This is a genomic window from Nocardia sp. NPDC050413 (assembly GCF_040655475.1).
Classification (GTDB): Bacteria; Actinomycetota; Actinomycetes; order Mycobacteriales; family Mycobacteriaceae; genus Nocardia; species Nocardia coubleae.
On sequence record NZ_JBFAJZ010000025.1, the window covers coordinates 1 to 21,670 of the forward strand.

Here is a 21,670-nt window from a genome sequence, read left to right on the forward strand (position 1 = left end):
TCCCATTCCGAACCCGGAAGCTAAGGCCACCTGCGCCGATGGTACTGCACTCGACAGGGTGTGGGAGAGTAGGACACCGCCGGACAATCATTCACAAAAAGGCCCTCCAGCCACGCTGGAGGGCCTTTTTGCGTTCTCCGGAGCGTCCCCTAGAGTGGCCGGGTGCGCCTCGTCATTGCTCGTTGCCAGGTAGATTACGTCGGTCGGCTGACCGCTCACCTCCCGATGGCCCGCAGGCTCTTGCTCATCAAGGCCGACGGTTCGGTGCTGGTGCATTCCGACGGCGGCTCGTACAAGCCGCTCAACTGGATGAGCCCGCCGTGCTGGCTCCAGGAGCGCGACGTCGCCTCGCTGAACCCGCCTGCGGAACTGCCCGAGGGCGTGCGTCCGCTGCGCGAGGAGCCCATGCAGGCACCCGAGAACAACTTCAAGGCCCTGTGGGTGGTGACCAACAAAGCCGGCGAGGAACTGCGCATCGCGATCGAGGAGATCGAGCACGACTCCTCGCACGAACTCGGTATCGATCCCGGCCTCGTGAAGGACGGTGTGGAGGCGCACCTGCAGGAGCTGCTCGCCGAACACGTCACCAAGCTCGGGGAGGGGTACACCCTGGTGCGCCGCGAGTACATGACCGCGATCGGCCCCGTCGATCTGCTGTGCCGCGACGCCGACGGCGCGACGGTCGCGGTGGAGATCAAGCGCCGCGGCGATATCGACGGCGTCGAACAGCTCACCCGCTACCTGGAACTGCTCAACCGCGACCCGCTGCTCGCGCCTGTGCGCGGAGTGTTCGCGGCCCAGCAGATCAAGCCGCAGGCGAAGACACTCGCCGAGGACCGGGGGATCCGTTGCCTCACGCTCGATTACGACGAGCTGCGTGGCACCGAGAGCAACGTTTTCCGGTTGTTCTAGGAAGCAGTGCCATGCCGCGTCGTAAACCGCGCCAGGAACGCCGTAGCGGGCCGCCGCCGCTCGGCGACGTGTACGGGCGCACCGAGGAGGGACCGGGCGGCGACGAGATCTATGTCGTGCGAACGGTTCCTGGTGCGCGTGCCGTGAAGACTTACCGCTGCCCGGGCTGTGACCACGAGATCGCGCCGGGGGTGGCCCATGTCGTCGCGTGGGCCATCGAGGGCGGTGAGGACGACCGTAGGCACTGGCATCAGGGTTGCTGGAACGGCAGGCGCACGCGGGGAATCACGCGCCGCTGGTCCTGAACCAGGGCCGAGACGCCGAAAACCGGAGGCCACCTCGATGATTCGAGGTGGCCTCCGGTTTTCCAGGTGTAGACGTGTCGTCGCAGAGTCCGACAGGGTCAGTTGACGTCGGCGCTCTCGCGGTCCTCGTCGACGATGTCCTCGTCGGAGACCTCCGGGATGGCCTTGTTCTGGCGCGAGCCCGAGACGGACTTGTTGTTGCCATTGTTGTTGCTGATCGACTTACGCTCGGGGGCGCCGTCGAGCAGCTCGCTCTCACGGTTGACCGCCGCCAGCATGGCGGGCACCGAGTCGAGCTGACCGCGGATACCGAGCAGCTGGGCAAGGACCCGGCCGCGCAGCACGCGCATCTCCTCGGCCAGTTCCTTCGCGTGCGCGATCTTGCGCTCGGAGGTCTGGGTGGCGGAGCTGATGAGGCGGTTGGCCTCGTCGGTCGCGTCCTTGATCCGCTGGGCGGCCTCGGCGCGGCTGGTGGCCTCGAGCTCCTCCATGGCACGAGTCAGCTTGGTACGCCGATCGTTCATGGTGGCCTCGAAGTCCTGCTGGGTGGCCTTGCGCTTGGCCTCGGCCTCCTTGGCGAGACGCTCGGCCTCGGCCTGGGCGGCCTCGATGATCTTGGTCGACTCGGTGCGCGCCTTCGCGAGGGTCTGCTCGAACTCGATCTCGAGCGCCTCGCGCTTCTCCTTGGTCTCCGCGAGCAGCGACTCGTACTTGCCACGCATCTCGGTGGCCTGCTGCTCGGCGATCGACACCATCTCGGCAGCCTCGGCCTGGGCCAGTGCGCGAACCTCGGACGCTTCGTCCGAGGCGAGGCGCAGCATGCGCGAGATACGGTCGGACATACCTTCGGCGGTGGTCGGCGGCACGGAGAGCCGGTCGACCTCCTTGCGGAGCTCGTCGATCTCGTCCCGGGCGTCTTCCAGCTGGGCGGCGAGATTGCGGGCCTGCGCGGCGGCAGCATCCCGGTCGGTGGCGGTGACGCGAAGCTCCGCGTCGAAGCGGTCGAAGTAGTTGCGCACCTCGTCTTGCGCATAACCCTTGCGCACAACGGTGAAGGGCAGTGCAACGAAGCGATTGCGATCGGACTCAGGTGACGACATGGCACACAAAATACAGCCTCGAGCGACACGATGGAGACTCGACCGGGAATGTGATCTCGCCGAGATTTCCCGGTCCGACCGGCCTACTAGTGCGTAACATGCGGGTTCGGCTCCACGAGCTCGATCAGCACACCCCCAGCATCCTTCGGATGGACGAAATTGATGCGAGAATCAGCGGTTCCGTGTCGAGGGGCCTCGTACAGCAAACGCAGCCCACGCGCGCGCAGGAAGCCCGAAACGGCCTCGATATCGGTGACCCGGTAGGCCAGCTGCTGCAGTCCCGGGCCGCTGCGGTCGATGAACTTGGCGATGGTCGACTCGGGCGTGAGCGGGGCCAGCAATTGCAGGGCGGTCGCGCGGTCGGCGGCGGCCGGGCACGACAGCATCGCCTCGACGACGCCCTGGGCCTCGTTCACCTCGCGGTGGGTCTCGACCATGCCGAGGTTGTCGGTGTACCAGGCCACCGCGGTGTCGAGGTCGGGCACGGCGATGCCCACATGGTCGACGGCGATGACGTAGTCGGCGGGGATGAAGTTCGCATTGGTCACCCCACGAAGCTAGCGCGACCTGCGTACCAGCCGCCGGTCCGCAGGGGTTACCGTTGAGTACAGGTTCGAACTATGAATGCGAGGCTTGCGTGACCACTTCTGTCATCGTGTCCGGTGCGCGTACCCCGGTCGGGCGGCTGCTTGGCGGTCTGAAGGACTTCAAGGCCTCGGATCTGGCCGGTGTGGCCATCAAGGCCGCCCTGGAGAAGGGTGGCGTCGCGCCCGAGCAGGTCCAGTACGTGATCCTCGGCCAGGTGCTGCAGGCCGGTGCGGGGCAGCTGCCCGCGCGCCAGGCCGCCATCGCCGCGGGTATCCCGATGGACGTGCCGTCGGTGCTCGTCAACAAGGTCTGCCTGTCCGGCATCAACGCGATCGCCTTGGCGGATCAGCTGATTCGCGCCGGTGAGCACGAGATCATCGTGGCAGGCGGCATGGAGTCGATGAGCCAGACCCCGCACCTGCTGCCCAAGAGCCGCGAGGGCTTCAAGTACGGCAACACCACCCTCGTCGACCACATGGCCTACGACGGCCTGCACGACGTCATCACCGATCAGGCGATGGGTCTGCTCACCGAGGACCGCAACGACCTCGACAAGGTGAGCCGCGAGGAGCAGGACGCGTTCGCCGCCGCCTCGCACCAGCGTGCCGCGGCCGCGTGGAAGAACGGTGTGTTCGAGGGCGAGGTGGTGCCGGTGGCCGTGCCGCAGCGCAAGGGCGACCCGGTCTACGTCACCGAGGACGAGGGCATCCGCGCCGACACCACCGTCGAGTCGCTCGGCAAGCTGCGTCCGGCCTTCCGCAAGGACGGCACCGTCACCGCGGGTACCGCCTCGCAGATCTCCGACGGTGCGGCCGCGGTGGTCGTGATGAGCAAGGCGAAGGCCGAGGAGCTCGGGCTCGAGTGGATCGCGGAGATCGGCGCCTCGGGTCAGGTCGCCGGACCGGATTCGACCCTGCAGGACCAGCCGGCCAACGCGATCCTCGCGGCCTGCGCGAAGGAGGGCATCACGCCCGCCGACCTGGATCTGATCGAGATCAACGAGGCGTTCGCCGCCGTCGGTGTCTCCTCGACCAACAAGCTCGGCTACGACCCGGAGAAGGTGAACGTCAACGGTGGCGCCATCTCCATCGGTCACCCGCTCGGCATGTCGGGCGCCCGGATCCTGCTGCACCTGGCGCTGGAGCTGAAGCGTCGCGGTGGTGGCGTGGGTGCTGCCGCGCTGTGTGGTGGCGGCGGTCAAGGCGACGCCCTGATCATCCGCGTGCCTGCCTGATATTTCGACGCGACCGGCCCCGGTGAGTTCCGGGGCCGGTTGTGACGGGTGCAACTACACGGTGTCGTAGGCCATGCGGCACAATGGGCGCATGGGTTTCTTTGATCTGCGGTCTGTCGCGAGTCGGTTTCGGTTCTTCGCGGTGCTCGAGGCCATTTCCTGGGTCGGTCTGCTGCTCGGAATGGCGTTCAAGTACCTGCCCGAGGAGGGCAACGAGATCGGTGTGAAGATCTTCGGCCCGGTGCACGGTGGCATCTTCGTGCTGTTCGTGCTGACCGCGCTGCTCACCGCCCGCGAGCTGAACTGGAACTGGAAGACCACCGTTCTGGCGCTCGCCTCGAGCATCCCGCCGCTGTTCACCGTGATCTTCGAGGCCTGGGCCGTGCGCACGGGCAAGCTCGGTGAGCTGAGTGCGAACAGCAAGGGCGCCGCGGCTGCCACCTCCAGCGCTTCGTGACAAACTGGAAACCGTGACTCGACCCGCTTCCCGTCGTCCTTCGCCCGCCGTCGCCGCTGCCATGTCAGGGGCGGTGGATCTGTCCGGTCTCAAGCAGCCTGCCGCCGCTCCGGGTGGCGCGGGCGCGCCGGGTGACCATTCGGTCACCGAGGCCGACTTCGAGACCAAGGTCATCCGGCGCTCGATGCAGGTGCCCGTGGTTGTCGCGCTGTACTCGCAGCGCAGCCCGGGCAGCGTCGAGCTGGTCCGCACCCTGGAACGGCTCAATGCGGACGACCGCGGTGCGTGGGATCTGGCCGCGATCGAGGCCGAAGCCAATATGAACATCGTCCAGGCGCTGCGGGTGCAGGGCATTCCGACGGTGATCGCGGTGGCCGGTGGGCAGCCGCTGGCCGACTTCGAAGGCGCGCAGCCCGAACCGCAGGTGCGTCAGTGGCTCGACGCGGTCGTCGAGGCGACCGCAGGCAAGCTCGAGGGCAACGGCGCGCAGGCCGAACCCGAGAACGACGACCCGCGCTTCGTGGCCGCCGAGACCGCGCTCGCCGAAGGTGACATCGCCGGTGCCGAAGCCGCCTACGAGGCCATCCTCGCCGAGGAACCGAACAATGCCGAGGCCAAGGCGGCGCTGCGGCAGCTGAAGTTCCTGACCAGGGCGCAGCAGATCGACCCGGGCGTGGTCGCCACCGCCGACGCCGATCCCGGCAATCTGGATGCCGCCCTCGACGCCGCCGATGTGGAACTGCTCGAGCAGCGTCCCGAGGCCGCGTTCGACCGGATCATCGCCGTCGTCAAGCGCACCGCGGGCGACGACCGTGACCGGGCCCGCACCCGCCTGCTCGAACTCTTCGAATTGTTCGATCAGGCAGAGCCTTTCGTGATCGCCGCGCGTCGTAAACTGGCCGCCGCGCTGTACTGACACCCATCGACCACGGGCCGCCCGGCAGTATGCCTGGGCGGCCCGTCGCATATCCGGTCGCGGGGGTGGCCTCAGACAGGCGCGCTCAGCCAGATGGCGCTGTGGGGAGCCAGGCGCACGGTGGCCGAGGCGGGGTGACCGTGCCAGGGGGAGTCCTCGGCCGTGACGGCGCCGAGGTTGCCGATACCCGAACCGCCGTATCCGGTGGCGTCGGTGTTGAGGATCTCCGACCAGGAACCGGTGTGGGGCAAGCCGATCCGGTAGTTCTCGTGGGTGGCGCCGGAGAAGTTGAACACGCACGCGACCGCGCTGCCGTCACTACCCCAGCGCAGGAACGCGAAGACGTTGGCGGCGCTGTCGTCGGCCTCGATCCAGGAGTGCCCGCCGGGGGTGGTGTCCTGCGACCACAGCGCCGGATGGGCCACGTAGGTGCGGTTGAGATCGGCGACCATGGTCGAAATGCCCTGGTGCAGTGGGTTTTCCAGTTCGTACCAATCGAGGCCGCGATCGTTGTCCCACTCGCGGAACTGGCCGAACTCCTGGCCCATGAACAGCAGTTGCTTGCCGGGGTGCGACCACATGTAGGCGAGCAGGGCGCGCACGCCGCTCGCCTTGGCGAAATCGTCGCCGGGCATGCGAGTCCACAGCGTGCCCTTGCCGTGTACCACCTCGTCGTGACTGATCGGCAGCAGGTAGTTCTCGCTCCAGGCGTAGACGAGGGAGAACGTCATCTCGTTGTGGTGCCAGGCGCGGTGGATGGGGTCGCGGCCCAGGTAGCCGAGGGTGTCGTGCATCCAGCCCATGTTCCACTTCATGGTGAATCCGAGGCCGCCAACGTCGGTGCCACGGGTGACGCCGGGCCAGGTGGTGGATTCCTCGGCGATGGTCACCACGCCGGGGTGGGCGCCGTGCACGGTGTCGTTGAGTTCCTGCAGGAAGTCGACGGCTTCCAGGTTCTCGCGCCCGCCGTAGATGTTCGGTTCCCAGCCGCCCGCCGGACGCGAGTAGTCCAGGTACAGCATCGAGGCGACGGCGTCGACGCGCAGGCCGTCGATGTGGAATTCCTCGATCCAGAAGGTGGCATTGGCGACGAGGAAGTTGCGTACCTCTTTGCGGCCGAAGTCGAAAACGTAAGTGCCCCAGTCGAGTTGTTCGCCACGGCGCGGGTCGGGGTGTTCGTAGAGCGGGGTGCCGTCGAAGCGGGCCAGCGCCCACTCGTCGCGCGGGAAATGGGCGGGCACCCAGTCGAGCAGCACACCGATGCCCGCGTTGTGCAGGTGGTCGACGAAGTAGCGGAAGTCGTCGGGGGTGCCGAAACGCGAGGTCGGCGCGTAGTAGGAGGTGACCTGGTAGCCCCAAGAACCGCCGAATGGATGCTCGGCCACCGGCAGCAACTCGACATGGGTGAAACCCGTTGCCCGGACGTAATCCGCCAGCTGCTCGGCGAGTTCGCGATAGTTCAGGCCGGGGCGCCAGGAGCCGAGGTGCACCTCGTAGACGCTCATCGGGGAGCGGATGGCATCGGTGCTCGCACGCCGGTCCAGCCAGGCGCTGTCGCCCCAGATGTGGTCGGCGCGGGCCACCACCGACGCGGTGGCGGGTGGCACCTCGGTGGCGAAGGCGAGCGGGTCGGCGTGGTCGACCACGCGACCGTCGGCGCCGTGCACCCGGTATTTGTAGCGCGTGCCCGGACCGACACCGGGAACGAAGACCTCCCACACCCCGGAAGTGCCGAGCGCGCGCATCGGCGCCGATTGCCCACCCCAGTGGTCGAAGTCGCCGAATACCGTGACGCCACGCGCGTTCGGTGCCCACACCGCGAACGACGTGCCGTCGACATCGCCGTCGAGGGTGGTGTAGTGGCGGGGATGCGCGCCGAGCACCTCCCAGAGCCGGGTGTGCCTGCCCTCGCCGATGAGATGCAGGTCGAATTCGCCGACGGTCGGCAGGAAGCGGTAGCCGTCGGCGGTGACGACCGTCGGGCCGCTGGGGTATTCGGTGCGCACCCGGTAGTCGTCGATCCGGGGGTACGGCAGGACGGCCGCGAAGATGCCGTGCCCCAACGACTTCAGCCGGTGTTCGGCGCCGCCGACGAGGACGGTCACCGTGTCGGCGTGCGGGCGTAGCACGCGGACGGTGGTGCCGTCGGGATGGGGATGGGAGCCGAGAACGGTGTGCGGGTCGGGATGGGTACCCGCCGCCAGCAGCATCAGATCGCGGCGCTTCATCTAGAAGCTCCGCCGGAAGGCGAGGGCCGCACGGGCTTCGGCGGGTACCGCGGGCAGGGCGATGATGTGGGCGACCGCGCGTGCCGGGTCGAGCCGCACCCAGTTGCGCTGGCCCCAGTGGTATTCCTCGCTGCTCACCTCGTCGAACACCACCGGGTGGTCGTGCCATTCGCGCCCGATCGCCGGCATGTCCAGACTGATGTGACCGTCCTCGGCGGCGTAGGGGTTGAGGTTGACGATCACCAGCACCGCGTCGCCGCTGACCGGATCGAATTTCGAGTAGGCGATCAGTGCGTCGTTGTCGACGTGGTGGAAGTGGATGCAGCGCAACTGTTGCAGCGCGGGGTGATTGCGGCGGATCTCGTTGAGCCGGGTGAGCCACGGTTCCAGCGACTCGCCGCGGTCGAGGGCGGCGGCGAAGTCGCGCGGGCGTAGTTCGTACTTCTCCGAATTCAGGTATTCCTCGCTGCCCGGACGCACGGCCTCGTGCTCGAACAGTTCGTAGCCCGAATACACGCCCCAGGTGGGGCTGAGGGTGGCGGCGAGGGCGGCGCGCAGGGCGAACATGCCGGGCCCGCCGTGCTGCAGGCTCTCGTGCAGGATGTCGGGGGTGTTCACGAACAGGTTGGGCCGGGCCTCGTCGGCCTTGGCGGCTAGTTCGTAGCCGAACTCGGTGAGTTCCCACTTGTGCACGCGCCAGGTGAAATACGTGTAGGACTGGGTGAATCCGCGCCGGGCCAGGCCGTATAGGCGGGCCGGCCGGGTGAAGGCCTCGGAAAGGAAGATCACGTCGGGGTCGGTGCGGCGCACCTGCGCGATCAGCCACTCCCAGAAGTCGGCGGGCTTGGTGTGCGGGTTGTCGACGCGGAAGATGCTGACGCCCAACGCGATCCAGTGGCGCACCACCCGCAGCACCTCGGCGTAGATGCCGTCGGGGTCGTTGTCGAAATTGACCGGGTAGATGTCCTGGTACTTCTTGGGTGGGTTCTCCGCGAACGCGATTGTCCCGTCGGGCAGGGTGGTGAACCACTCCGGATGCTCGGTGACCCAGGGGTGGTCGGGGGCGCATTGGAGGGCCAGATCGAGGGCCACTTCGAGGCCGAGTTGGGCTGCCCTGGCGACGAACTCGGTGAAATCTGCCTCGGTGCCGAGTTCGGGGTGGATGGCGTCGTGACCGCCGTCGGCCGAGCCGATGGCCCAGGGTGAGCCGACATCGCCGGGCTCGGTGGTCAGGGAGTTGTTGCGGCCCTTGCGGTTCACCGTCCCGATGGGGTGGATCGGTGGCAGGTAGACCACGTCGAAGCCCATGCCCGCGATGCGGGGCAGGTCGCGGGCGGCCGTGGCGAAAGTGCCGTGCACCGGGTTGCCCTCGGCGTCGCGGCCACCGGTCGAGCGGGGGAAGAACTCGTACCAGGAACCGACGAGGGCGCGACGGCGTTCGGCGAGTACCGAGAACTGCTGACCGCGCGTGACCATCTCCCGCAACGGGGTGGCCCGCAGGATCTCGGCGACTTCCTCGGTGAAGGCAGGCGCCACGCGCGCCGGGAGTTGTTCCTCGCTGCGCAGGGCGTTCGCGACGGCGTGCAGCCGCTCGAACTGCCGCTTCGGCACCGCCTGGGCGGCGCGCTCGAACAGGCGGGCGCCGATTTCGAGGTCGTTGGCGAGATCGGCGGCCGACTGGCCGACCGACAGCTTCGCCTCGACCGCCGAGCGCCAGGTGGCGATGGGATCGCTCCAGCCCTCGACCCGGTAGGTCCACACGCCGGGCACGTTGGGGGTGAACACCGCGTTGAACACGTCGGGTTCGTAGTCGGGCGTCATCCGGATGCGGGTGACGCGCGAGGATCCGGGCGCGCGCACGGCCAGGCTCGCGGCAACCGCGTCGTGGCCTTCCCGCCAGACGACTACCCGGACGGGAAAAACCTCGCCGACCACGGCTTTGGCCGGGCGGCCGCCTGCGATGGACGGGGCAATGTCATCGATGGCAATCCGGCCGCTCACCCATGCCAAGGTACTGCACACCGCGCCCGATCGCCGGGACGAGCGCGTGAGGTCAGGGCAGGGGCGCGCGCAGACCGGCCAGGAGGCGGTCGAGGGCGGCGAGGGCGTCGGACAGGGAGCCGGGATTGGTGGCCAGCCAGAGGGCCGCCTCGTTCATGGCGCCGGAGAGCAGGTGAGTGAGTGGGGTGACCGGCTGCGGGGGCAGCGTGCCCGCGTCGACGAGGGTTTGCAGCGCCTCGCCCAGGTGGCGGGCGGAATTGGCCTCGTCGAGCGCGCGCCACTCGTGCCAGCCGAGTACCGCTGGGGCGTCGACCAGCATGATGCGCTGGATGTGCGGGTCGGCGCAGGCGCGCAGGAACGCCGCGCAGCCGGTGGTGAGCTGGGTCCAGGGGTCGGGTTCGGCGTCGGCGGCGGCCGCTACCTGCTCGCCGACCTCCTGCTGCACCTGCGCGAGGACGGCCTTGAACAGGTCGGCCTTGCTCTCGAAATGGTGATACAGCGCGCCTTTGGTGACACCGGCTGCCGCGACTATCTCCGAGAGGCCGACTGCCGCAAAGCCTTTCGCGGCGAACAGCTCCCTGCTCACCCGCACCAGCAGGCGTCTGGTCTCCTCGCGCTGCTGCGCCCGTGCCGTCGAAACCATCGCCGTCCTCCCATTGACCTACCACCGGTATGTGAACTAGCCTACGACACATACCAACGGTATGTGAAAGGTGAACACCATGCGGCTCAGCAGCTGTTACCCCGTCCTCGCCACCAGTCGAATCGCAGAATCGCGCGACTTCTACACCACCTGGTTCGGCTTCGAGATCACCTTCGAAGCCGACTGGTACGTGAGCCTGCGCCGCCCCGGCCGCGACGGCGAACCGACCTGCGAACTGGCCCTTCTCGATCCCACTCACCCCACCGTTCCAGCCGGCTACGGCAAACCCGTCCAGGGCCTACTGCTGAACTTCGAGGTCGACGACGTAGACGCCGAATGGGAGCGAATGGTCGTCACCGGCGGCCTCCCCGCCGAACTAGACCTACGCACCGAAGACTTCGGCCAACGCCACTTCATCCTCGCCGACCCCTCAGGCGTACTGATCGACGTCATCACCGAAACCCCACCCACCCCCGAGTTCGCCGCCCAGTTCACCCCTGGCACCACAGCAACCGACTGAGCACAGGGAACAACTCACCTAGAACGGGCCTACGCTGATCCGCGACTCCGCCTAGCCGCCGACACAAAGTTCCCCCCACGCCCGAGTCTGGCGCGAGTCTCCGGAGCAGCAGGCGAGCACATGGGTAACTCCCCGGGAACGGGCTCACCCAGCCACCTCCCCAAAGCTTGCCGCGTCCCCAACTCACCCCGCACCCCAGTCTGGCCAAAAGACGCGGGGAGGCGGGTGAGCTAGTGTTTGGCGGGTGAAGGCACTTCGTCGGTTCACTGTCCGTGCCCATCTGCCGCAGCGGCTCGCCGCGCTGGGTGAGTTGTCGACGAACCTGCGGTGGTCGTGGCACGGCCCAACCCAGGATCTGTTCGCCGACCTGGACCGGGAGCTCTGGCGTACGGTCGGCCAGGACCCGGTGCGGATGCTGGGGGAGGTGCCCGCCGAGCGGCTCGACGAGCTCGCCGCCGACCCCGCCTATCTCGCGCGCGTCGACGCGGCCGCCGAGGGCCTGCGTGACTATCTGAGCAGGCCGCGCTGGTTCCAGGAGCAGCACAGCACCCGGGTGGCCGGGATCGCCTACTTCTCGATGGAGTTCGGTGTGACCGAGGTGCTGCCCAACTATTCGGGTGGGCTCGGAATCCTCGCCGGTGACCATCTCAAGGCGGCGTCGGATCTGGGTCTGCCGCTGATCGGTGTGGGGTTGCTGTACCGGTCCGGGTACTTCCGGCAGTCGCTGTCGGCCGACGGGTGGCAGCGCGAGCACTACCCGGCGCTCGACCCGCAGGGTCTGCCGCTGCGCCTGCTGACCAGCGACGGTTCGCCGGTGCTGATCCATGTCGCCATGCCGGAGGGTCGGGTGCTGCGGGCGCGGGTGTGGATCGCCCAGGTGGGGCGGATCCCGTTGTTGCTGCTCGACTCCGACATCGCCGAGAACGACCCGGAATTGCGCGCGGTCACCGATCGCCTCTACGGCGGCGATCAGGACCACCGGATCAAACAGGAGATTCTCGCGGGTATCGGTGGGGTGCGTGCGGTGCGGGCCTACACCCGTGCCAACGGCCTGCCCGACCCCGACGTGTTCCATATGAACGAGGGTCACGCCGGTTTCCTCGGGGTGGAACGCATCCGCGAATTCGTCGCGGGCGGACTGGATTTCGACACCGCGCTGGCGACCGTGCGGGCCGGGACGGTGTTCACCACCCACACCCCGGTGCCCGCCGGTATCGACCGGTTCCCGATGCCGTTGATGCGCAGGTATTTCGGCGGCGCCCACGGCGAGACCGAATCCGCCTTGCTGCCAGGGCTTTCCGTCGACCGGATCCTCGCTTTCGGGCGCGAGGCCGATCCGTCGGTGTTCAATATGGCGCACATGGGTCTGCGGATGGCCCAGCGCGCCAACGGTGTCTCGCGGTTGCACGGTGAGGTGAGCCGTGACATGTTCGCCGGGCTCTGGCCGGGATTCGACGCCGCCGAGGTGCCGATCGGTTCGGTCACCAACGGCGTGCACGCGCCCACCTGGGCCGCGCGCGAATGGATCGACAAAGCACGCGAACTCGTCGGCCCCGAACTGGTGGAGGAGGCGCGCGGCTGGGAGAAGCTCAGCGACGTCGACCTCGAACAGTTGTGGACCACCCGAAATACATTGCGCGGGGTGCTGATCGAGGAGGTCCGACGCAGGCTGCGCGAGTCCTGGTACCAGCGCGGTGCCGCCGAGGCCGAATTGGGCTGGGTGGACGACGTTTTCGACCCGAATGTCCTCACCATCGGGTTCGCCCGCCGGGTGCCGACCTACAAGCGCCTCACCCTCATGCTGCGTGACCCCGACCGGCTGCGCGCCCTGCTGCTCGACCCCGAACGCCCGGTGCAGTTGGTGGTGGCGGGCAAGAGTCACCCCGCCGACGACGGCGGCAAGGCGCTCATCCAGCAGGTCGTCCGCTTCGCCGACGATCCGGCCGTGCGGCACCGCATCGTGTTCCTACCCGACTACGACATGTCGATGGCCCGCTACCTGTACTGGGGTTGCGATGTGTGGCTGAACAATCCGCTGCGCCCGCTCGAGGCGTGCGGCACCTCGGGCATGAAGTCGGCGCTCAACGGTGGGCTCAACCTGTCGATCCGCGACGGGTGGTGGGACGAGATGTACGACGGCGAGAACGGCTGGTCGATCCCCACCGCCGACGGTGTGCGCGACGAAGTTCGTCGCGACGACCTCGAGGCGGCGGCGCTCTACGACCTGGTCGAACGCACCGTCGCACCCCGTTTCTACGACCGGGACGCGAACGGCGTGCCGGTCCGGTGGACCGAGATGGTCCGCCACACCCTGCAGACCACCAGCCCGAAGGTGCTCGCCTCGCGCATGGTCCGCGACTACGCCGAGCAGTACTACGGTCCGGCGGCCGCGGCATTCGCTACCGCCTCGGCCGACGATTACGCGGGCGCGGCGCGGGTCGCCGAGTACCGGCGGCGGGTGGAGGCCGCGTGGCCTTCGGTGCGCGTCACCCAGGTGGACAGTGCGGGCCTGCCCGACACCCCGGTGATCGGTGCGGAACTGTCGCTGGACGCGCGCGTGGAACTCGGGGGGCTCGCGCCTTCGGATGTGGTGGTGCAGGCGGTACTCGGGCGGGTGTCGCCCGACGACGACCTGTCCGACACCACGACCATCGAGATGCGGCACACCGGCAGCGACGGCGCGACGGAGCTCTACGAGGTGCACGCGCCGGTCCCGCTCTCGGGTGCGGTCGGGTACACGGTTCGTGTGCTTCCCCACAATCCCCTGCTCGCCACCGACGCCGAACTCGGCGTGGTGGCCGTCGCGGGCGCGTGACCCTACACCCCGGGGCGATCGCGGGTTCTTCGATTCAGTGAACTTTCCGCTACCGTTCCTGGGCATCCTTCTTCTTTGAACCCGCGGACTGGAGAGTCATGGCCAGCGATGTCGTAACCCGCGCCCGGCGGCGCATCGACGGATACTTCGGTATCACGTCGACCGGGTCAACCTTCAAGCGCGAGGCGATGGCGGGCACGGTCACGTTCCTGGCGATGTCATATGTGCTCGCGGTGAACCCGTCGATCCTCGGCGACGAAGGCGCGCTGGGCGACAAGGGCATTCCCATGCAGGCCGTGTTCACCGCGACGGCCGTCGCCGCCGTGTTCGGCACGCTGGTGATGGGTCTGTGGGCCAGGTATCCGATCGCGCTCGCGCCGGGCATGGGGCTCAACGCCTTCTTCGCCTACACCGTGGTGCTGAGCATGGGCATTCCGTGGCAGGTCGCGTTGTCGGGCACCTTCCTGTCCGGCGTCATCTTCTTCGTGCTCGCCATCACCAAGGTCCGCGAACGGATTCTCAACGCCATCCCGTTGCAGATGAAATTCGCCGTCGGCGCGGGTATCGGGTTGTTCGTCGCGTTCCTCGGGCTCAAGAACGCGGGCATCGTGGTCAACAACGAGGCGACTCTCGTCTCGCTCGGTGACTTCACCAAGGGCACTACGCTGCTCGCGCTGTTCGGCCTGGTGGTGACCGTGATCTTCCTGGTGATCGGCTGGCACGGCGCGGTGCTCTACGGCATCGTCGCCACCACGATCGTCGGCATGGTCTCGGGGCTGGTGAAGGTGCCCGACGGCATCGCCGAGATGCCCAAGGGGCTCGACGAGACCTTCGGGCAGGCCATCATCCATCTGCCCGACGCGTTCACCGGGCAGATGATCGTCGTCGTACTCACCATGCTGTTCGTCGACTTCTTCGATGCCTCGGGCACGCTGATCGGCGTCGCGAATCAGGCGGGCCTGCTCAACAAGGACGGCACGCTGCCCCGTGCGGCGAGTGCGATGGCGGCCGACTCGGTCGGCACCACCGCGGGCGCGATCATCGGTACCTCTACGACCACGGCGTACGTGGAATCGACGGCGGGCGTGTCGGCCGGTGGTCGGACCGGGCTCACCGCGGTGACCACCGCGGGCTGGTTCCTGATCGCGATGTTCTGCTATCCGGTCTTCTCGGTGATCGCGGGTTCGGCCGAGGTCACCTCGGCCGCGCTGATCGTGGTCGGCGTGCTGATGGCCCGCGCGCTCGGCGATATCGACTGGCAGCATCTCGAGTACTCGGTGCCCGCGTTCATCACCGTCATCATGATGCCGCTGACGTATTCGATCGCCAACGGGCTGGCGATGGGCATGATCTTCTACCCCGTCGTGATGGTGGCCAAGGGGCGGGCAAGGGAAGTGCACCCGGCGATGTGGGCGCTGATGGTGCTGTTCCTCGCCTACTTCTTCTTCCTTGTCGAGTAGGTGATCCGGGCGTAGGTATGTCTATACTCAGCCTAGGCTTGCCTAACTTGAAGGAGATTTACCTATGAAGCGCTCGTTCGCTGCCGCGTCCCTGGCGGTTGCCACTCTCTTCGCGCCGGTCACCGCCGCCGTCGTCGCCACCGCGCCCGCTGCGATCGCCGCCCCGGCGACCCCGTCGGCCGGTGAGCTGCAGGGCAAGCTGCAGGCCGCCATGAACGGCTCGGCCGCCGAGCTCGAGTCGGGCAACCCGGGCGGCCTCGCGGTCGTGAACCAGACGGTCAACCGCATCCCCGGCTACAGCTGGAGCGTCTCCGGTCCGGTCACCGTCGAGGGCGACACCCTGTCGGCCACGCTGAACAGCACCCTCGGTGACTACACCTTCCCGATCCCGGTGACCTGGAAGGACATCGACGGCACCTGGAAGCTGTCGCAGGAGTCCGAGAGCACCCTGGTGAGCTACGCGACCATGGCCTGGTGAGCTGAAAAGTTCCCGATGGAAGGGTCGTCCCGGTCGGGGCGGCCTTTTCGCATTTTTGTGACTAGGATCACACCGTTCGAGGGGCTGGCGTGAAATAGTGGTCCCGGCCCCAGGGGTTGTGACCGAGTGGGCAATCGGACTCCAGTCCGATTGCGGGATGCTTCGAATCGCAGATGAGGACACGCCATGACCGACACCGCCACGCGCATCGCTCCGAGCACTACCGCAACTACCGACGAAGCCACCGCGACCAGCATCGGCCTGCTGGTTCTCCGCATCGGCTTCGGCGGCCTGATGGCCGCCTACGGCACCCAGAAACTCTTCGGCTGGTTCAACGGTATGGGCTGGCAGACCACCGCCGACATGTTCACCGGCATGGGCTACAACCCCGGCGAACTCTTCGGCACGCTGGCCGGTGTCACCGAACTCGTCGGTGGCCTGCTGCTGGTGTTCGGCCTGTTCACCCCGCTGGCCGGCGCCATCGTGCTCGGCACCATGATCAACGCGATCAACGTGATGTGGGCCGGTGGCCTCTTCCCGACCGATCCGGCCGTGCCGGGCTTCACCACTCCGCTGTTGTTCGCGCTCGTCGCGGGCGCGCTGGCCTTCACCGGTCCCGGCCGGTTCTCGCTCGACGCCGGTCGTCCGTGGGCGCGCCACGGTGTGGTGTGGGGTGCGGCGGCCGTCGGTATCGCGGTCGCGGCGGCCGTGCTGACGCTGATCCTCAAGGCTGTGCTCTGACGTAGCTGTTCCGGCGGCGCGGTGACTTCGGTTGCCGCGCCGCTTTTTTCGTCATGCGCTGGTCACTATTTCGATGCCGTGGGTTGCCCGGAGTGTGCGCGGGTGTCGGCGGGGGCGGATAGTCTCGTCGGCGATACCGCTCGCACGGTGTCGACCATCGTCCGCGCGTCGAAGAGGAGAGCTGCGATGAAGGCCTATGACCTGGGGTTCGGGGATTCGGCGGACAAACTGGCCGAGACACCGGGTGGTGAACCGCTCGAGCTGGTCTCGCCGGTGCGCGCCGGGTGGATCGGTAGCGAAGGTCCCGGCATCGATCCGGCGACGTGGCCGCGCGGACCGGTCACCGGACTGCCGATGATGCACGCGCTCACCCTGCGGCTGCCCGCCGACTTCCAGCGGCGCGGACCCGGCTTTCCGGCGATCGCGTTCTTCCAGGGCGAGGGGCAGTTCGCCGACGCGACCGCTCCGGTCGAGGCCGACGCGGGCTCCGACGACCCGCTGGCGCGCGACCTGGTCGCCACCCGTCTGCACCCGCAACTGAATCTGCTGCACGACGAGATCGGCGGCGTGTTCGCGCTGATCTGGTTGACCGAGAAGGAATTCGAGGCCGGGCCGGTGGCGCCGCCCGCCGATATCCGCCCGCCCGGCTCGCCCGCCGCGAGCGACGAGGGCTGTAATGCCTGGGACGACGTGCACCCGACCATCGGTGTGTGGCTGGCCGAGCGCGTCGACGATCCCAATGTCGGCATCCCGCCCGTCGAGTACGTGCCCGACACCGCCTACCAGGACCCGCTCACCGACGATGCGGGCTGGACCCCGTGGGCCGAACCGCTGTTCGGTCGTTCCCATCTCGGCGGCACCGCCTTCCCCGTGCAAGCGCTGCCCGAGGGGCTCACGCCCTACTACCTCGAGATCGAAGAGGTCTCGGGCATGAACTTCGGCGGCGGCAACGCCCAACTCGACCTGGAGTCAGGCGTTTTCGACTGGGCGTGCGGGTAGCTTCTCCGGGACCACCACGGTGTCGACGGCTGTGGTCGCAGGTGAAACGCCTTCGGCTGCAGCCGGTTTCGGTCTCCCTCGATACACGTGGACGGCGATGCCCGCGAGCACGATCAGGTAGACGACGACGTAGATGTTCAGCAGCACCTGGTGGAAGGGCCACCACGGCGGCAGCAGGAAGGTGCCGACACTGACCCAGGTGGGGGTGTAGGTGTAGGTCCAGGCGGCGACGGCCAGGTAGAGGCCGGCGGCGGCGAGGAACCACGGCAACCGGGTCTGGGCGCGGTGGATCAGGTACACCAGCAGCGGTACGAACCAGACCCAGTGGTGGCCCCACGAATAGGGCGATACCGCGCAGGCGGTGAGGCCGCCGAGTGTCACCGACAGCAGCGGTTCGTCGCGGCGCACGAGCACGGCCGCCAGCCACAGCGCGACCAGCGCCACCGGCACCGCGATCAGCAACCACAACCACACCGGCGCCGGGTCGTGCAGCAGATGGGCGACCGCCCCGCGCAGCGACTGGTTCGACGGATGCACATCGGGGGCGATCCGGCCCGACTGGAAGAACGTGGAGGTCCAGTACTGGTAGGAATCGCGCGGCAGGATCAGGCCGGTCACCCCGATCGTCGCCACGAAGGTGAGTGCGGCGGTGAGCGCCGCCCGCCACCGGCGCTGCGCCGCGTACTGGGCGATGAAGAACAGCGGGGTCAACTTGATGCCCGCCGCGATACCGACGCCCAGGCCACGCAACTTGCTGTCGGGCCCACGGGAGAAGTCCCACAGCACGAGCATCATCAGCCACAGATTGATCTGCCCGTAGTACAGCGTGGTCCGCACCGGCTCGATGAAGGTGCAGGCCAGGCCGATGAGCATGCTGACCGCGACCAGGCGTGGCGTCACCCGGTAGCCGAGCATCCGCCAGCTCTGCAGCACACACACCACCAGAACCACCAGGTTGAGCACCAACCAGACCCGGGTGACCAGGTCCCACGGCACCAGGAGCAGCGGCAGGAACACCAGTGCCGAGAACGGCGTGTAGGTGTAGAGCAGGCCGTAGTGGGTCGGCTCGATGTAGAGCGCCTTGTCGTGTAGCGCCCGCCAGCCGCCGTCGCGGTAGATGTGCACGTCCAGGCCGCCGGCGAGAATGCCGCCGCTGTTCATGTGCGGGTCCATGGTGGTGAACAGCAGCGTCACGCCGAGGGCTGCGGTACCGAGTAGCAGGATGAGCGTCAGGGTGATGCGCGGCAATTCCGCGCGTCGAGATCTCTCCGCCACGGCCGTGCTACCGGCCGGCTCGCGTCGTATGCACGACTAAGAACCTACCGCGCCGGTCTCCGGGGGTTGCCCTCGGTAGGCACCGTCTATCAATTGGACACTGTAGAGCCGCGCTGACCTGCGGTTCACGCGTGCAGGGTGAGCATGGTGTCGGCGCCGTGATGGAATTCGTAGCGAGTTTTGCGTAACGAGGTCCGGATGCCCTTGTCGTGCAGTTCGGTTCGCAGGTGGGCGATCAGGTCGTCGAGCGGGGCACCGGTGTAGTCGAGCAGCGGGTACACCCTGGTCTCGACCGTGGCCACCCGGGTGAGTTCGAGCAGGGCCGCCAGGTGGAAGTCGGCGTCGAGCCGGTCGGCGTAGCTGAACAGCAGGTGCGAGCTCAGCGCCAGATCGAAGGAGCCGTCGGCGCACGGCAGCGAGGGCAGACGCCCGGCGAGGTAGCGGTGCGGTGCGGCGCACACGTCTACGGCGAAGCGGGCGGCAGCCGCGCGGCGCATCGCGGCCTGTTCGGCGGTGCCGCCGTACCAGTCCCAGCGGTAGCGGCCCGCGTGGCGGTGTGCCCACGCCACCGCGCGTTCGGTTTCGGGGACGGCGCGGGCGGCCAGTTCGCCGGGCTCGCTCGCGTAGATGGGGTCGATCGCGGTGACCTCGGCACCGAGGGCACTCGCCTCGGCGGCGAAACTCGCCGCGCCGCCGGGACAGTCGAGGATGCGTCGGCCGGACAGGTCGTCGTCGGACAGGCAGAACATCGCGCGGTACTCGGCCAAAGATCTTGCGCTGACCAGAAATTCGTCGAGTACCTCGCCATCGGCGTGGTGCGTCATCACCCAACCGTCTCACGGGTCACATTCGGCTGGTAGTGATTTCGCCGGTGTGGTCACCCGGATTGCACGACTCGCGGTGAAAAACTGTGTCGCTCAAGCGGATGCGGTGAGCCTGCGCAACGCCTTGGCTACCACCTGCGGGTCGGTGGTCTCCCAGTACGGCGGCAGCGAGGCTCGCAGATAACCCCCGTAGCGGGCGGTCGCCAGGCGCGAATCGAGGATGGCGACGACCCCGCGGTCGTCGACACTGCGCAGCAACCGGCCGGTGCCCTGGGCGAGCAGCAGCGCGGCATGGTTGGCCGCCACCGCCATGAACCCGTTGCCGCCACGCGACTCGACCGCGCGCTGCCGTGCGGTGAGCAGCGGATCGTCGGGGCGGGGGAACGGAATGCGGTCCAGGATCACCAGACTCAGCGAGGGGCCGGGCACGTCGACGCCCTGCCAGAGGGTCAGGGTGCCGAACAGGGACGTGGCCGGGTCGTCGGCGAACTTGCGCACCAGCGCGCCCATCGAATCGTCGCCCTGGCACAGCACCGGGGTATCGAGCCGTTCACGCAGCGCCTCGGTGGCCGCCTTGGCCGCGCGCATCGAGGAGAACAGGCCGAGCGTTCGCCCGCCCGCGGCGGTGATGAGCTGCTCGATCTCGTCGAGGTAGGTGGGGGACAGGCCGTCACGACCCGGTGCGGGCAGGTGCTTGGCGACATACAGGATGCCCGACTTGGCGTGGTCGAACGGGGAACCGACGTCGAGGGAACTCCAGCGCACCGACTCGGTGTCGGCCGGTGGAGTCGCGCCGTTGGCCAATGCCGGATCAGTCTTGCCGGACGACTGCGAGGGCAGGCCCCAGGTGATCGCGAGACCGTCGAACGATCCACCGATCTGCAAGGTCGCCGAGGTGAGGATGACGGTCGCGGTGCCGAAGAGCCTGCTGCGCAACAACCCGCCCACCGACAGCGGCGCCATCCGCAGCGTGCGGCGCGCGACACCGCGCACCTCGTCGGCCGAGAGCCAGATGACATCGTGGCGCGCGGCCGGATCGGACTCCTCGAACGCGGTGAGCGCGCGCACCGCCGCGTCGTGCACCTCGTCGAGCGCGGCGACGGCCAAGGTCTTGGCGGCCGCGTTGTCCGGGTCGTCCTGGGTTTTCACGCTGCCCTGCGGTGCGAGCGCGGTGCGCGCGTTCCAGGCGGCATCGCGCACGAGAGCGAGAACGGGGGCGATGCCGTCGGGCAACTGGTCCCAGCGACCGGCAGGAAGGTCCTCGATGGCCTGGTGGAAGGCTTCGGCGGCGCCCTCGAGCCGGTCGACCTCGCGCTCGTCGACCAGCTTGGTGCAGCGGCGGGCGGCGGCGCTGATGGCTGGTGCGGCCAATTCGGCGGTGGCGACGCCGGTGACCCGGTCGACCAGTTCGTGCGCCTCGTCGATGACGACCACATCGTGCTCGGGCAGGATCTGGATGCCGCTGATGGCGTCGATGGCCAGGAGCGCGTGATTGGTGACGACCACGTCGGCCTGCGCCGACTCCGCGCGCGCCTTCTCGGCGAAACAGTCCTGACCGAACTGGCAGCGGGACTTGCCGAGGCACTCGCGCGAGGACACGCTCACCTGCCGCCAGGCCCGATCGCTCACGCCGGGGGCGAGTTCGTCGCGGTCGCCGGTCTCGGTGTCGGAGGCCCACTCGTTGAGGCGCTGCACCTCGCGGCCGAGGCGGGAGATGGCGAAGGCGTCGAACAGCTCCGCCTCGCCGCCGGTGTCCTCGGGGATCACGCTGTTGATCTTGTTCAGGCACAGATAGTTGTTGCGGCCCTTGAGAATCGCGAACTGCGGGACGCGACCGAGCGGCTTGGTGAGCGCCTCGGCCAAGCGGGGCAGATCGCGGTCGACGAGCTGACGTTGCAGCGCGATCGTGGCCGTGGACACCACGACCGTTCGCCCGGTACGCACCGCGTGCCGCAGGCTCGGCACCAGATAGGCCAGCGACTTACCGGTGCCGGTCCCCGCCTGCACGGCCAGGTGTTCCTTGGTGTCGATCGCGTGATCGACGGCGGTGGCCATGGTGGTCTGCCCGGTGCGCTCGGTGCCGCCGAGGGCATGCACGGCGGTGGCGAGCAGGTCGGCGACGGGGGGGAGTTCGGGCACGGGGGCTAGCTTATCCGTGGGGTCGGACAGGTTCG

At 68.2% G+C, this 21,670-nt stretch carries 19 protein-coding genes and 1 rRNA gene; 12 read left to right on the forward strand and 8 right to left on the reverse strand.

Annotation, left to right across the window (positions count from 1 at the left end):
* From rrf to AB0I19_RS28895, 3 genes are all read left to right on the forward strand, one after another.
* A 5S ribosomal RNA gene (gene rrf, locus AB0I19_RS28885) occupies nt 1-85 on the forward strand; the annotation flags it as partial.
* Between the two features lie 77 nt (nt 86-162).
* Nucleotides 163-912 (forward strand): endonuclease NucS, encoded by a 750-nt coding sequence (gene nucS / locus AB0I19_RS28890; protein ID WP_067498208.1) that lies wholly within the window; start codon nt 163-165, stop codon nt 910-912.
* Nucleotides 913-923: 11 nt separating this feature from the next.
* Nucleotides 924-1,217: an ATP/GTP-binding protein gene (locus AB0I19_RS28895; RefSeq protein ID WP_357153188.1), complete on the forward strand. Its 294-nt coding sequence runs from the start codon at nt 924-926 to the stop codon at nt 1,215-1,217.
* 98 nt (nt 1,218-1,315) lie between these two features.
* On the opposite strand, the gene AB0I19_RS28900 is transcribed toward AB0I19_RS28895, so the two are convergent.
* Both AB0I19_RS28900 and mce read right to left on the reverse strand, forming a co-directional pair.
* Complete coding sequence (locus AB0I19_RS28900; RefSeq protein WP_357153191.1) at nt 1,316-2,317, reverse strand: hypothetical protein; 1,002 nt, start codon at nt 2,315-2,317, stop codon at nt 1,316-1,318.
* An 86-nt stretch (nt 2,318-2,403) separates the two neighbouring features.
* Nucleotides 2,404-2,865 (reverse strand): methylmalonyl-CoA epimerase, encoded by a 462-nt coding sequence (gene mce, locus AB0I19_RS28905; protein WP_357153194.1) that lies wholly within the window; start codon nt 2,863-2,865, stop codon nt 2,404-2,406.
* 89 nt (nt 2,866-2,954) lie between these two features.
* On the opposite strand from mce, the gene AB0I19_RS28910 reads away from it, so the two are divergent.
* The 3 genes from AB0I19_RS28910 to AB0I19_RS28920 all read left to right on the forward strand — a co-directional run bounded on the left by AB0I19_RS28910 (nt 2,955) and on the right by AB0I19_RS28920 (nt 5,512).
* On the forward strand, nt 2,955-4,139 hold the full coding sequence (locus tag AB0I19_RS28910) for an acetyl-CoA C-acetyltransferase (protein ID WP_357153197.1): 1,185 nt from the start codon (nt 2,955-2,957) through the stop codon (nt 4,137-4,139).
* Nucleotides 4,140-4,230: 91 nt separating this feature from the next.
* A complete protein-coding gene (locus tag AB0I19_RS28915) occupies nt 4,231-4,596 on the forward strand; it encodes a DUF3817 domain-containing protein (protein ID WP_067498224.1) in 366 nt (121 codons plus the stop codon).
* A 61-nt stretch (nt 4,597-4,657) separates the two neighbouring features.
* Nucleotides 4,658-5,512 (forward strand): tetratricopeptide repeat protein, encoded by an 855-nt coding sequence (locus AB0I19_RS28920; protein ID WP_357153240.1) that lies wholly within the window; start codon nt 4,658-4,660, stop codon nt 5,510-5,512.
* Between the two features lie 71 nt (nt 5,513-5,583).
* Here AB0I19_RS28920 and glgB read toward each other — a convergent pair whose 3' ends face one another.
* Genes glgB through AB0I19_RS28935 form a run of 3 tightly spaced genes read right to left on the reverse strand, consistent with a single transcriptional unit; the run spans nt 5,584 to nt 10,384 of the window.
* Nucleotides 5,584-7,740 (reverse strand): 1,4-alpha-glucan branching protein GlgB, encoded by a 2,157-nt coding sequence (glgB, locus tag AB0I19_RS28925; RefSeq protein WP_357153200.1) that lies wholly within the window; start codon nt 7,738-7,740, stop codon nt 5,584-5,586.
* Nucleotides 7,741-9,741 carry an alpha-1,4-glucan--maltose-1-phosphate maltosyltransferase gene (locus AB0I19_RS28930; RefSeq protein ID WP_357153203.1) on the reverse strand — a complete coding sequence of 667 codons (2,001 nt, stop codon included), beginning with the start codon at nt 9,739-9,741 and terminating at the stop codon, nt 7,741-7,743.
* 52 nt (nt 9,742-9,793) lie between these two features.
* Nucleotides 9,794-10,384 (reverse strand): TetR/AcrR family transcriptional regulator, encoded by a 591-nt coding sequence (locus AB0I19_RS28935; RefSeq protein ID WP_357153206.1) that lies wholly within the window; start codon nt 10,382-10,384, stop codon nt 9,794-9,796.
* A 79-nt stretch (nt 10,385-10,463) separates the two neighbouring features.
* Here AB0I19_RS28935 and AB0I19_RS28940 point away from each other — a divergent pair, with 79 nt between their 5' ends.
* The 6 genes from AB0I19_RS28940 to AB0I19_RS28965 all read left to right on the forward strand — a co-directional run bounded on the left by AB0I19_RS28940 (nt 10,464) and on the right by AB0I19_RS28965 (nt 17,397).
* Nucleotides 10,464-10,904: a VOC family protein gene (locus tag AB0I19_RS28940; RefSeq protein ID WP_357153209.1), complete on the forward strand. Its 441-nt coding sequence runs from the start codon at nt 10,464-10,466 to the stop codon at nt 10,902-10,904.
* Nucleotides 10,905-11,148: 244 nt separating this feature from the next.
* Entirely contained in the window at nt 11,149-13,719 is a 2,571-nt protein-coding gene (gene glgP, locus AB0I19_RS28945) for an alpha-glucan family phosphorylase (RefSeq protein ID WP_357153212.1), read from the forward strand.
* A gap of 98 nt (nt 13,720-13,817) precedes the next feature.
* Nucleotides 13,818-15,179 (forward strand): NCS2 family permease, encoded by a 1,362-nt coding sequence (locus AB0I19_RS28950; RefSeq protein WP_357153215.1) that lies wholly within the window; start codon nt 13,818-13,820, stop codon nt 15,177-15,179.
* A gap of 64 nt (nt 15,180-15,243) precedes the next feature.
* Nucleotides 15,244-15,657, forward strand: coding sequence for a hypothetical protein (locus tag AB0I19_RS28955; RefSeq protein WP_357153218.1), 414 nt, complete (start codon nt 15,244-15,246; stop codon nt 15,655-15,657).
* A gap of 186 nt (nt 15,658-15,843) precedes the next feature.
* Nucleotides 15,844-16,398 (forward strand): DoxX family protein, encoded by a 555-nt coding sequence (locus AB0I19_RS28960; protein ID WP_357153220.1) that lies wholly within the window; start codon nt 15,844-15,846, stop codon nt 16,396-16,398.
* Nucleotides 16,399-16,584: 186 nt separating this feature from the next.
* Complete coding sequence (locus tag AB0I19_RS28965; RefSeq protein WP_067645018.1) at nt 16,585-17,397, forward strand: hypothetical protein; 813 nt, start codon at nt 16,585-16,587, stop codon at nt 17,395-17,397.
* Here the strand turns inward: AB0I19_RS28965 and AB0I19_RS28970 are convergent.
* The 3 genes from AB0I19_RS28970 to AB0I19_RS28980 all read right to left on the reverse strand — a co-directional run bounded on the left by AB0I19_RS28970 (nt 17,368) and on the right by AB0I19_RS28980 (nt 21,635).
* Complete coding sequence (locus AB0I19_RS28970; protein WP_357153223.1) at nt 17,368-18,672, reverse strand: glycosyltransferase 87 family protein; 1,305 nt, start codon at nt 18,670-18,672, stop codon at nt 17,368-17,370. The genes AB0I19_RS28965 and AB0I19_RS28970 overlap by 30 nt on opposite strands.
* Before the next feature lie 125 nt (nt 18,673-18,797).
* Nucleotides 18,798-19,496 carry a hypothetical protein gene (locus tag AB0I19_RS28975; protein ID WP_067498254.1) on the reverse strand — a complete coding sequence of 233 codons (699 nt, stop codon included), beginning with the start codon at nt 19,494-19,496 and terminating at the stop codon, nt 18,798-18,800.
* 93 nt (nt 19,497-19,589) lie between these two features.
* A complete protein-coding gene (locus AB0I19_RS28980) occupies nt 19,590-21,635 on the reverse strand; it encodes an ATP-dependent DNA helicase (RefSeq protein ID WP_067645015.1) in 2,046 nt (681 codons plus the stop codon).
* Between the last annotated feature and the right edge of the window lie 35 nt (nt 21,636-21,670).

Excerpts from the sequence above, each read along its gene's own strand:
- AB0I19_RS28950 (WP_357153215.1), top strand. The coding sequence starts at position 13,818 with ATGGCCAGCGATGTCGTAACCCGCGCCCGGCGGCGCATCGACGGATAC.
- glgB (WP_357153200.1), bottom strand. The coding sequence starts at position 7,740 with ATGAAGCGCCGCGATCTGATGCTGCTGGCGGCGGGTACCCATCCCGAC.
- AB0I19_RS28900 (WP_357153191.1), bottom strand. The coding sequence starts at position 2,317 with ATGTCGTCACCTGAGTCCGATCGCAATCGCTTCGTTGCACTGCCCTTC.
- AB0I19_RS28955 (WP_357153218.1), top strand. The coding sequence starts at position 15,244 with ATGAAGCGCTCGTTCGCTGCCGCGTCCCTGGCGGTTGCCACTCTCTTC.
- AB0I19_RS28960 (WP_357153220.1), top strand. The coding sequence starts at position 15,844 with ATGACCGACACCGCCACGCGCATCGCTCCGAGCACTACCGCAACTACC.
- AB0I19_RS28965 (WP_067645018.1), top strand. The coding sequence starts at position 16,585 with ATGAAGGCCTATGACCTGGGGTTCGGGGATTCGGCGGACAAACTGGCC.
- AB0I19_RS28975 (WP_067498254.1), bottom strand. The coding sequence starts at position 19,496 with ATGACGCACCACGCCGATGGCGAGGTACTCGACGAATTTCTGGTCAGC.
- AB0I19_RS28915 (WP_067498224.1), top strand. The coding sequence starts at position 4,231 with ATGGGTTTCTTTGATCTGCGGTCTGTCGCGAGTCGGTTTCGGTTCTTC.
- AB0I19_RS28935 (WP_357153206.1), bottom strand. The coding sequence starts at position 10,384 with ATGGTTTCGACGGCACGGGCGCAGCAGCGCGAGGAGACCAGACGCCTG.
- AB0I19_RS28920 (WP_357153240.1), top strand. The coding sequence starts at position 4,658 with ATGTCAGGGGCGGTGGATCTGTCCGGTCTCAAGCAGCCTGCCGCCGCT.
- AB0I19_RS28895 (WP_357153188.1), top strand. The coding sequence starts at position 924 with ATGCCGCGTCGTAAACCGCGCCAGGAACGCCGTAGCGGGCCGCCGCCG.
- AB0I19_RS28940 (WP_357153209.1), top strand. The coding sequence starts at position 10,464 with ATGCGGCTCAGCAGCTGTTACCCCGTCCTCGCCACCAGTCGAATCGCA.